The organism is Achromobacter sp. UBA5777 (assembly GCF_002418565.1).
Taxonomy (GTDB): Bacteria; Pseudomonadota; Gammaproteobacteria; order Burkholderiales; family Burkholderiaceae_B; genus Achromobacter; species Achromobacter animicus.
Map to the genome: position 1 here is coordinate 1 of NZ_DIEJ01000040.1, position 6,609 is coordinate 6,609.

The 6,609-nt window shown below is 66.6% G+C and carries 7 protein-coding genes; 5 read left to right on the plus strand and 2 right to left on the minus strand.

Annotated features, from left to right (window positions below; all coding sequences use genetic code 11):
* Positions 1-249 precede the first annotated feature (249 nt).
* The 4 genes from B3446_RS02770 (at position 250) to B3446_RS02785 (ending at position 3,497) form a co-directional block, all read left to right on the plus strand.
* On the plus strand, positions 250-675 hold the full coding sequence (locus tag B3446_RS02770; protein ID WP_291377240.1) for a CopD family protein: 426 nt from the start codon (positions 250-252) through the stop codon (positions 673-675).
* A 256-nt stretch (positions 676-931) separates the two neighbouring features.
* Positions 932-1,750, plus strand: coding sequence for a MetQ/NlpA family ABC transporter substrate-binding protein (locus tag B3446_RS02775; RefSeq protein ID WP_409558326.1), 819 nt, complete (start codon positions 932-934; stop codon positions 1,748-1,750).
* Positions 1,751-1,756: 6 nt separating this feature from the next.
* Positions 1,757-2,860: a methionine ABC transporter ATP-binding protein gene (locus tag B3446_RS02780; RefSeq protein ID WP_291377241.1), complete on the plus strand. Its 1,104-nt coding sequence runs from the start codon at positions 1,757-1,759 to the stop codon at positions 2,858-2,860.
* Complete coding sequence (locus B3446_RS02785; RefSeq protein WP_175123583.1) at positions 2,841-3,497, plus strand: methionine ABC transporter permease; 657 nt, start codon at positions 2,841-2,843, stop codon at positions 3,495-3,497. Before B3446_RS02780 ends, B3446_RS02785 begins: the two co-directional genes overlap by 20 nt.
* Positions 3,498-3,530: 33 nt before the next feature.
* Here the strand turns inward: B3446_RS02785 and B3446_RS02790 are convergent, their stop codons facing one another.
* Positions 3,531-4,553, minus strand: coding sequence for a hypothetical protein (locus B3446_RS02790; protein ID WP_191575714.1), 1,023 nt, complete (start codon positions 4,551-4,553; stop codon positions 3,531-3,533).
* A 140-nt stretch (positions 4,554-4,693) separates the two neighbouring features.
* Here B3446_RS02790 and B3446_RS02795 point away from each other — a divergent pair, with 140 nt between their 5' ends.
* On the plus strand, positions 4,694-5,884 hold the full coding sequence (locus B3446_RS02795; RefSeq protein ID WP_175183915.1) for a trans-sulfuration enzyme family protein: 1,191 nt from the start codon (positions 4,694-4,696) through the stop codon (positions 5,882-5,884).
* Positions 5,885-5,980: 96 nt separating this feature from the next.
* On the opposite strand, the gene B3446_RS02800 is transcribed toward B3446_RS02795, so the two are convergent.
* Positions 5,981-6,445, minus strand: a complete 465-nt coding sequence (locus B3446_RS02800; protein ID WP_291377242.1) for a hypothetical protein — start codon at positions 6,443-6,445, stop codon at positions 5,981-5,983.
* Positions 6,446-6,609: the final 164 nt, after the last annotated feature.

Sequence of the window (6,609 nt, forward strand, 5' to 3'; positions counted from 1 at the left end):
GCCGCAGGATCGCCTGCCGCAAGGGCGCCTGCCCAAGGGGCGCCGGCCGCCGGAACGGGCGCGGAAAAAGCGCCCGCAGCAGCGACACCCAATACGGGTTCGCCTGTCGCACCCGCCACGCCGCCCGCGCCGCAATCCGGCAACTAACGCCCCGCACCCCGGCGCGACCGCCGCCCAGTTTGCCGTAACGCAAACTGCCTGCGCAGACGCGCCGCACGGGTCTTCCGGCGAGCGGCGATAATGCCGCGCATGACATATCAATTCCTCAAGATGGCCCACGTCGCGGCCGCGGTCGCGTGGCTTTGCGGCTCGCTCTTCGTTGCCCTGCTTCTTCTGACCTCGCAGCCGCAGGAAGGCGAAGATGCGCCGAAGGAACGCAAGATGCTCCACGCGCTGCGCCGCTGGACGCTCTACGTCACCACGCCCGCCATGGTCATCACCTGGCTCATCGGCCTGCATCTGGCCATGACGTTCGGGTGGTTCGCGATGAATTGGATCTGGATCAAGGTGGCCTTTGCGCTGAGCCTGTCGGGGTTGCTCGGCATGCAAAGCGCATCGCTGCGGCGCATGGCCGGCGGCAGCGGCAAGCGGCCGCCCCTGATCGATCTGCAGGCGCCTTATGTCGTGCTGGCGGCAACGGCCATCGTGACGCTTGCGGTGGTCAAGCCGTTCTGATCGACCCGGCCTGATCGACCCGGCCTCACTGCGCGTTCGGCACCGCACCGGCGCGCCATATGCCAACGCGCCATATCCAAAAAACCCCGTAATAACGACTCAACCAACTATTCGTTCGCGCGCATAAGCCCCGTCCCTAGAATCGTCTCTCTCATAACTGCGTTGACTTAGAGGCGATTCCATCATGACTATCCGTATTCTTGCCGCCGGGGCTTCCGCGGATGCAGGCGTTTCCCAAGCGGCGCAGCAATCGCGCATGGCATGGACGCCGCTGTTCAAGCGCCTCTTGGCCGCCGTGCTGGCCTCGGCCGCCATGTTCCATGGCCCGGCGTTCTCGGCAGACCCGAAGCCGCTCAAGGTGGGTGTGCGCGGCGGCGTGGACGAGCAGATCTGGGAAGTGGTGACGCAGGTGGCCAAGAAGAACGGCCTGGCCGTTGAGCCCGTCGTCATCACCGGCACCGCCAGCCCGAACGAGGCGCTGAACAACGGCGACCTGCAAGCCAACGCCTTCCAGCACATTCCCTTCCTGAACGACCAGATCAAGCAGCGCGGCTACAAGCTGGTGCCGGTCGCCAACACGCTGATCTCGCCCATCGCGTTCTATTCCAAGAAGTACAAGTCGCTCAAGGACTTGCCGGATGGCGCGAAGGTCGGCATCCCCAATGACCCCAGCAACCAGACGCGCGCGCTGGTCATCCTGCGCGACCAAGGGCTGATCACGCTGAAAGACGGTTTCGACCCGGCCACCGGCACCGCCACGCTGGCCGACGTGACGTCCAATCCCAAGAAGCTCAACTTCGTGGAAAGCGCATCGGTCGTGCTGGCGCGCTCGCTGCCCGACGTGGACACCGCGGCCATCGTCAACAGCTTTGCATACCAGGCCGGGCTGATCGCCACGCGCGACGGCATCGCGGTCGAGAAGAAAGAAAACAATCCGTACGTGAACATCATCGTCGTGCGCGAGAAGGACAAGGACGCGCCGTGGGTGCCCGCGCTGGTCAAGGCGTATCACTCGGAAGAGGTGCGCCAGTTCATCCTGACCAAGTTCGAAGGTTCGGTGATTCCGGTCTTCTAAGCCAAGATGCAACGCGAACTTTCCCTGGCCGCGGACGCGGCCGGCGCAGCGCCATCGCCGGCGCGCGACGCGCACATCGTGTTCGAAAGCCTGCAAAAGCAATACCAGGGCTCGGCAGGCCCCGTCGCGGCGCTGTCGGACGTGTCGTTTTCGATTGCGCGCGGCGAGGTCTTCGGCATCATCGGCCGCAGCGGCGCGGGCAAGTCGACGCTGCTGCGCTCGATCAACGTGCTGGAACGGCCCAGCGCCGGCCGCGTGCGGGTGGACGGCGTGGACGTGGGCAGCCTGGACGAGGATGCGCTTGTCGGCTTGCGCCGCCGCATCGGCATGATCTTCCAGCACTTCAACCTGCTGTCCGCCAAGACGGTGGCCGAGAACGTCGCGCTGCCGCTACGCGTGGCCGGCGTGAAGCCCGCCGCGGCGCGGGCGCGGGTGGAAGCGCTGCTTGAGATGGTGGGCCTGCGGGACAAGGCCGATGTGTATCCGTCCAAGCTGTCCGGCGGCCAGAAGCAGCGCGTGGGCATTGCGCGGGCGCTGGTCCACGAACCCGAGATCCTGTTGTGCGACGAGGCGACCTCCGCGCTGGATCCCGAAACCACGCAGTCGATCCTGGGCCTGCTGCTGGACATCAACCGCAAGCTGGGCCTGACTGTCGTGCTGATCACGCACGACATGGCCGTGATCCGCGAGGTCTGCCACAACGTGCTGGTGCTGGACGGCGGCCGCAACGTCGAACTGGGCGAAGTGTGGCGCGTGTTCGGCAACCCCCAGGCCGACGCCACGCGCGCACTGCTGCGGCCGTTGCAACACGACCTGCCCGCGGACCTGTCGGCCAAGCTGGTGCCTGACCTGCAAGGACGCCCCGGCGTCGCGGTGCTGCGCCTGCGCTTCACCGGACAGGACCGGCCGGAGGGTGTGTCGCTTGAGGCGCTGGCGGCAATGGGGCCGGGCGCCACGCTGCTGCACGGCGGACTGGACCGGCTGCGCGGCCATGCGCAGGGCACTCTGCTGGTGTCGCTGCCCGCGCACGCTTTACAGGAAGAGGCCGCGCGCGCCGCGCTCGTGGCCGATCAGATCAAGGTGCTGGGCTATGTCGCTACCGATGCTTGACAAGTACCTGCAGGCATTCCTGCAGACCCTGACGATGGTGAGCATTTCCGCCGCCATCGCCATCGCGACCGGCCTGGCGCTGGCCGTGGTGCTGACCATCACTGCGCCCGGCAATCTCTACCCGCGCCCGCGTTTCAACAAGGCGCTGTCGATCACGGTGAACACGTTCCGCGCCATCCCGTTCATCATCCTGCTGGTGGCGATGCTGCCGTTCACGCGCTTTCTGGTGGGCACGACGCTGGGCACATGGGCCGCGATCGTGCCGCTGTCGGCCAACCTGATTCCATTCTTTGCGCGCATTGCGCAGGTCAGCCTGAACGACGTGGACCCCGGTCTGGTCGAGGCGGCGCGCGCCATGGGCTGCCGGCGCTGGCACATCGTGCGGCACGTACTGCTGCCCGAGGCGCTGCCGGGCATCATCGGCGGCATGACGGTCAGCGTCATCGCCATGATCAACGCGTCGGCGATGGCCGGCGCGGTGGGGGCGGGCGGCCTGGGCGACCTGGCGATCCGCTACGGCTACGAGCGCTACGAGACCCGGGTAATGTTCGAGGTGATCGTCATCCTGATCGCGCTGGTGTCGATCGTGCAGTTCACCGGCGAGTGGCTGTCGCGCCGCGCCGACCACAAGCGGTGAACGATGCGTGCCGCCCGCGTGACATCATCCGGTTCAGCGCAAGGGCGCCTGCGGCATGGCGGCCAGGGACTGCGTTGCCAGTTTCTCCTGCTCGCCGGCCAGCCGGTTGACGGCGTCCTGGTGCTGATGAAAGCGCGCCAGGTCGGCGTCGCGGCCAAACATCAGCTCGTCGCGGTCCGCGTACCAGAACTGCCGGTTGTCATCGAGCAGCGTGATCATCATGCCGAACTCGTGCAGGATCTGCGTTTCCAGGTCCCAGACACGCGCCAGCTTTTCGGTGCTGGCCGCCCGCGAGTCCTGCAGCGCCTTCAGGATCTTGTCCTTTTCCGGCTCGGCAATGGTCAGCGAGCGCACCAGCGCCGGCATGCCGTTCAACACTTCCATGCTTTGTTCGCGGTACCCCGGCACGAGCTTTTCGGCCTGTTCCAGGATCAGGCGGCTTTCGATCAGGCCCGAGTCGCGCGCCAGCCGCCGGGCGTCGAACAGTTTGGGCAGACCGATTTCCTTGAGTTCCTGCAGGTAGGCGCGATGCTGTGCCAGCCGTTTGCCCGCGATGGTCTTCATGGCCCGTTCCATTTCGCCGTACGGGCCGGTGGCTTTGGGCGAGGGGTCGATGGCGGGCACGTCTTCGGGCGCTCCGCTGCCGCCGCCGGCCTGCAGGCGCAGTGCGTCGATGGCTTTGCGGATTTCGGTGTTGGCGATGTCGCGCTGGCGGTTGTCGTGATTGCGTTCGGCAAGCGGCCCGGCCACGGCGGCCAGCAGGAACACCCCCGTGCCCAGCATGATGCGCAAGCGGTTGCGCGGCGTGCGAAAGCGCTTCCAGATGGAAAAGACGCCCAGGACGACAAACGGCAGGAGGCCCAGCAGGATGGCCCCGCCGAAGGCCAGCTTGGCCACGTCCAGCATGGTGGCGGGCCGGCTGCTGTAGACCGCCCACGCCAGCACCCCGGAATAGACCAGACAGGTGGCGGCCTTGAGCAGCCAGCCGGGTTGGGGCGGTGTCGCGGGGGGAACCGCCGGGCCGGCGGCCGTGGCGGGCGCTTGCGGGTCGTTCATGTCGCGCGCGAAAACGGGGATACGGCGTTTGACTGTAAAGACTCGCTTCGGCCCCGTCAATGCCGCGGGCTGGCGGCAATTTCCGATTTCCAGGCAGGCGCGATGCGCCCCTGCACCCACCCATGACAGGAGTGAACACCATGACCGACCACGCGCAGCAGGGTTTTGCCACCCGCGCCATCCACCTGGGCTACGACCCGCTGGACGAACAGGGCGCGCTGTCGCCGCCGCTGTATCTGACGTCCACCTACACGCAGGACAGCATCGAGGCCTTCGACCGGATCCGGCTCGGCGAAGCCCAAGGCTATGTCTACGGCCGGACGCGTAATCCGACGCAGGCGCTGCTGGAAGAGCGGCTGGCATCGCTGGAAGGGGCAGAGGCCGGCGTGGTGACGGCGTCGGGCATGGCGGCCATTTCGGCCACCCTGTTCTCGCTGCTGCAAAGCGGGGACGAGATCGTGGTCGACCAGATCGTCTACGGCACGGCCTTCACGCTGTTCACGCAGGGGCTGTCCCGATTCGGCGTGCGCGCCGTATTCGCGGATTTCACCCAGCCGCAGTCCGTGGCCGCGGCCATCGGCCCCAAGACCCGGGCGGTGTACTTCGAGACCCCCGCCAATCCGAATCTGCGCCTGGTGGACATTGCGGCCATCTCAGCCGTCGCGCGTGGCAAGGGGCTGCTCACCATCGTCGACAACACCTTTGCCACGCCAGTGCTGCAGCGGCCGCTTGAGCACGGTGCGGACATCGTGCTGCATTCGGCCACCAAGTACCTGGGCGGGCACGGCGACCTGCTGGCGGGCGCGGTGGTGGGCCGCAAGCAGCACATCGACGCCATCCGGCTGCAAGGCCTGCGCTATTTCACGGGTGCGACGCTGTCGCCGTTCACGGCGTTTCTGGTGCTGCGCGGGATCAAGACGCTGGAGCTGCGTGTGCAGCGCCATAGCGAGTCCGCGCTGAAGGTGGCCAAGCTGCTGCGCGAGCATCCGGCGGTGGCCGACGTGTTCTATCCGGGCCTGGCCGGCACGGCAGGCGCCGACATTGCGCAGCGCCAGCAGGCGGCGGGCGGCGGATTGGTGGCCTTCGAGCTGAAGGGGGGGCTTGCGGCCGGAAAGACGCTGTTGAACAGCCTGAAGCTGGCGCGCATCGCGGTCAGCCTGGGCGATCCCGAGACGCTGATACAGCATCCGGCATCGATGACGCATGCCAGCTACTCGGCCGAAGACCGCGAGCGCTATGGGCTGTCGGAAGGCCTGCTGCGGCTGTCGGTCGGGCTGGAAACGCCGGCGGACATCCTGGCCGATCTCAAGCAGGGGCTGGATCGCGTGTAGCCGGGCCTGGCATCGGATCTGCCGTTGAGGGCAGCGATCAGCAAGACGCAAAAGGCGGCAATTACGACGTTGATGGGGCGGCGATTACGGCGGCGATCAGGACGGTGATGACGGCTGTTCCTCGGAAACGTCGCGCCTCCATGCCACCCACTCGCCTTCGCCTTCGAAATGACGCAGGCCGCGCGCGGCGGTCGCCAGACCCTCCCGCAGCTCGTCCATGTCGAGTCCCGGCATGTTGCGAAGCAGGGCGGGCGGCAAGTCGTTGATATCCAGCACGCGTTCGTCGAACTCCATCCGCATCAGCCCGCCGTCGTCGTTGGCCACGCGGACAAACCACAGGCTTTCCATGTAGTCGCCGAACCAGGGATCCGGGTAGATCGCCTGGGTGAACGCGAAGCCGAACTCATGCACGTCGCGCCAGGGCCAGAACTGCTGCAGCCCCATGGCGCGCGCCAGGTCGCCGGATCGCGTGAGGCCGGCGTCATCAAAGCGCACGATTTCCTGCAAGGGATCTTCGGCCGCCGGCGGACCGGCAAACCATCGCTTGATGCGTGACCACATGGCGTCGCGGATGAGGGGATGAGGGACGTGCAGTGTAATGGGGCCGGGTTCGTGAAAAAATGTTACAACCGTTGATTCCCATCAAGCCCGCGCGCCGTGGCGCAAGTTAGGGTTTGATGTTTGCGCAGCAAGGACAGGACCAATGACCGACAAGACATCGCCAG

Excerpts from the sequence above, each read along its gene's own strand:
- B3446_RS02770 (WP_291377240.1), top strand. The coding sequence starts at position 250 with ATGACATATCAATTCCTCAAGATGGCCCACGTCGCGGCCGCGGTCGCG.
- B3446_RS02775 (WP_409558326.1), top strand. The coding sequence starts at position 932 with ATGGCATGGACGCCGCTGTTCAAGCGCCTCTTGGCCGCCGTGCTGGCC.
- B3446_RS02780 (WP_291377241.1), top strand. The coding sequence starts at position 1,757 with ATGCAACGCGAACTTTCCCTGGCCGCGGACGCGGCCGGCGCAGCGCCA.
- B3446_RS02785 (WP_175123583.1), top strand. The coding sequence starts at position 2,841 with ATGTCGCTACCGATGCTTGACAAGTACCTGCAGGCATTCCTGCAGACC.
- B3446_RS02790 (WP_191575714.1), bottom strand. The coding sequence starts at position 4,553 with ATGAACGACCCGCAAGCGCCCGCCACGGCCGCCGGCCCGGCGGTTCCC.
- B3446_RS02795 (WP_175183915.1), top strand. The coding sequence starts at position 4,694 with ATGACCGACCACGCGCAGCAGGGTTTTGCCACCCGCGCCATCCACCTG.
- B3446_RS02800 (WP_291377242.1), bottom strand. The coding sequence starts at position 6,445 with ATGTGGTCACGCATCAAGCGATGGTTTGCCGGTCCGCCGGCGGCCGAA.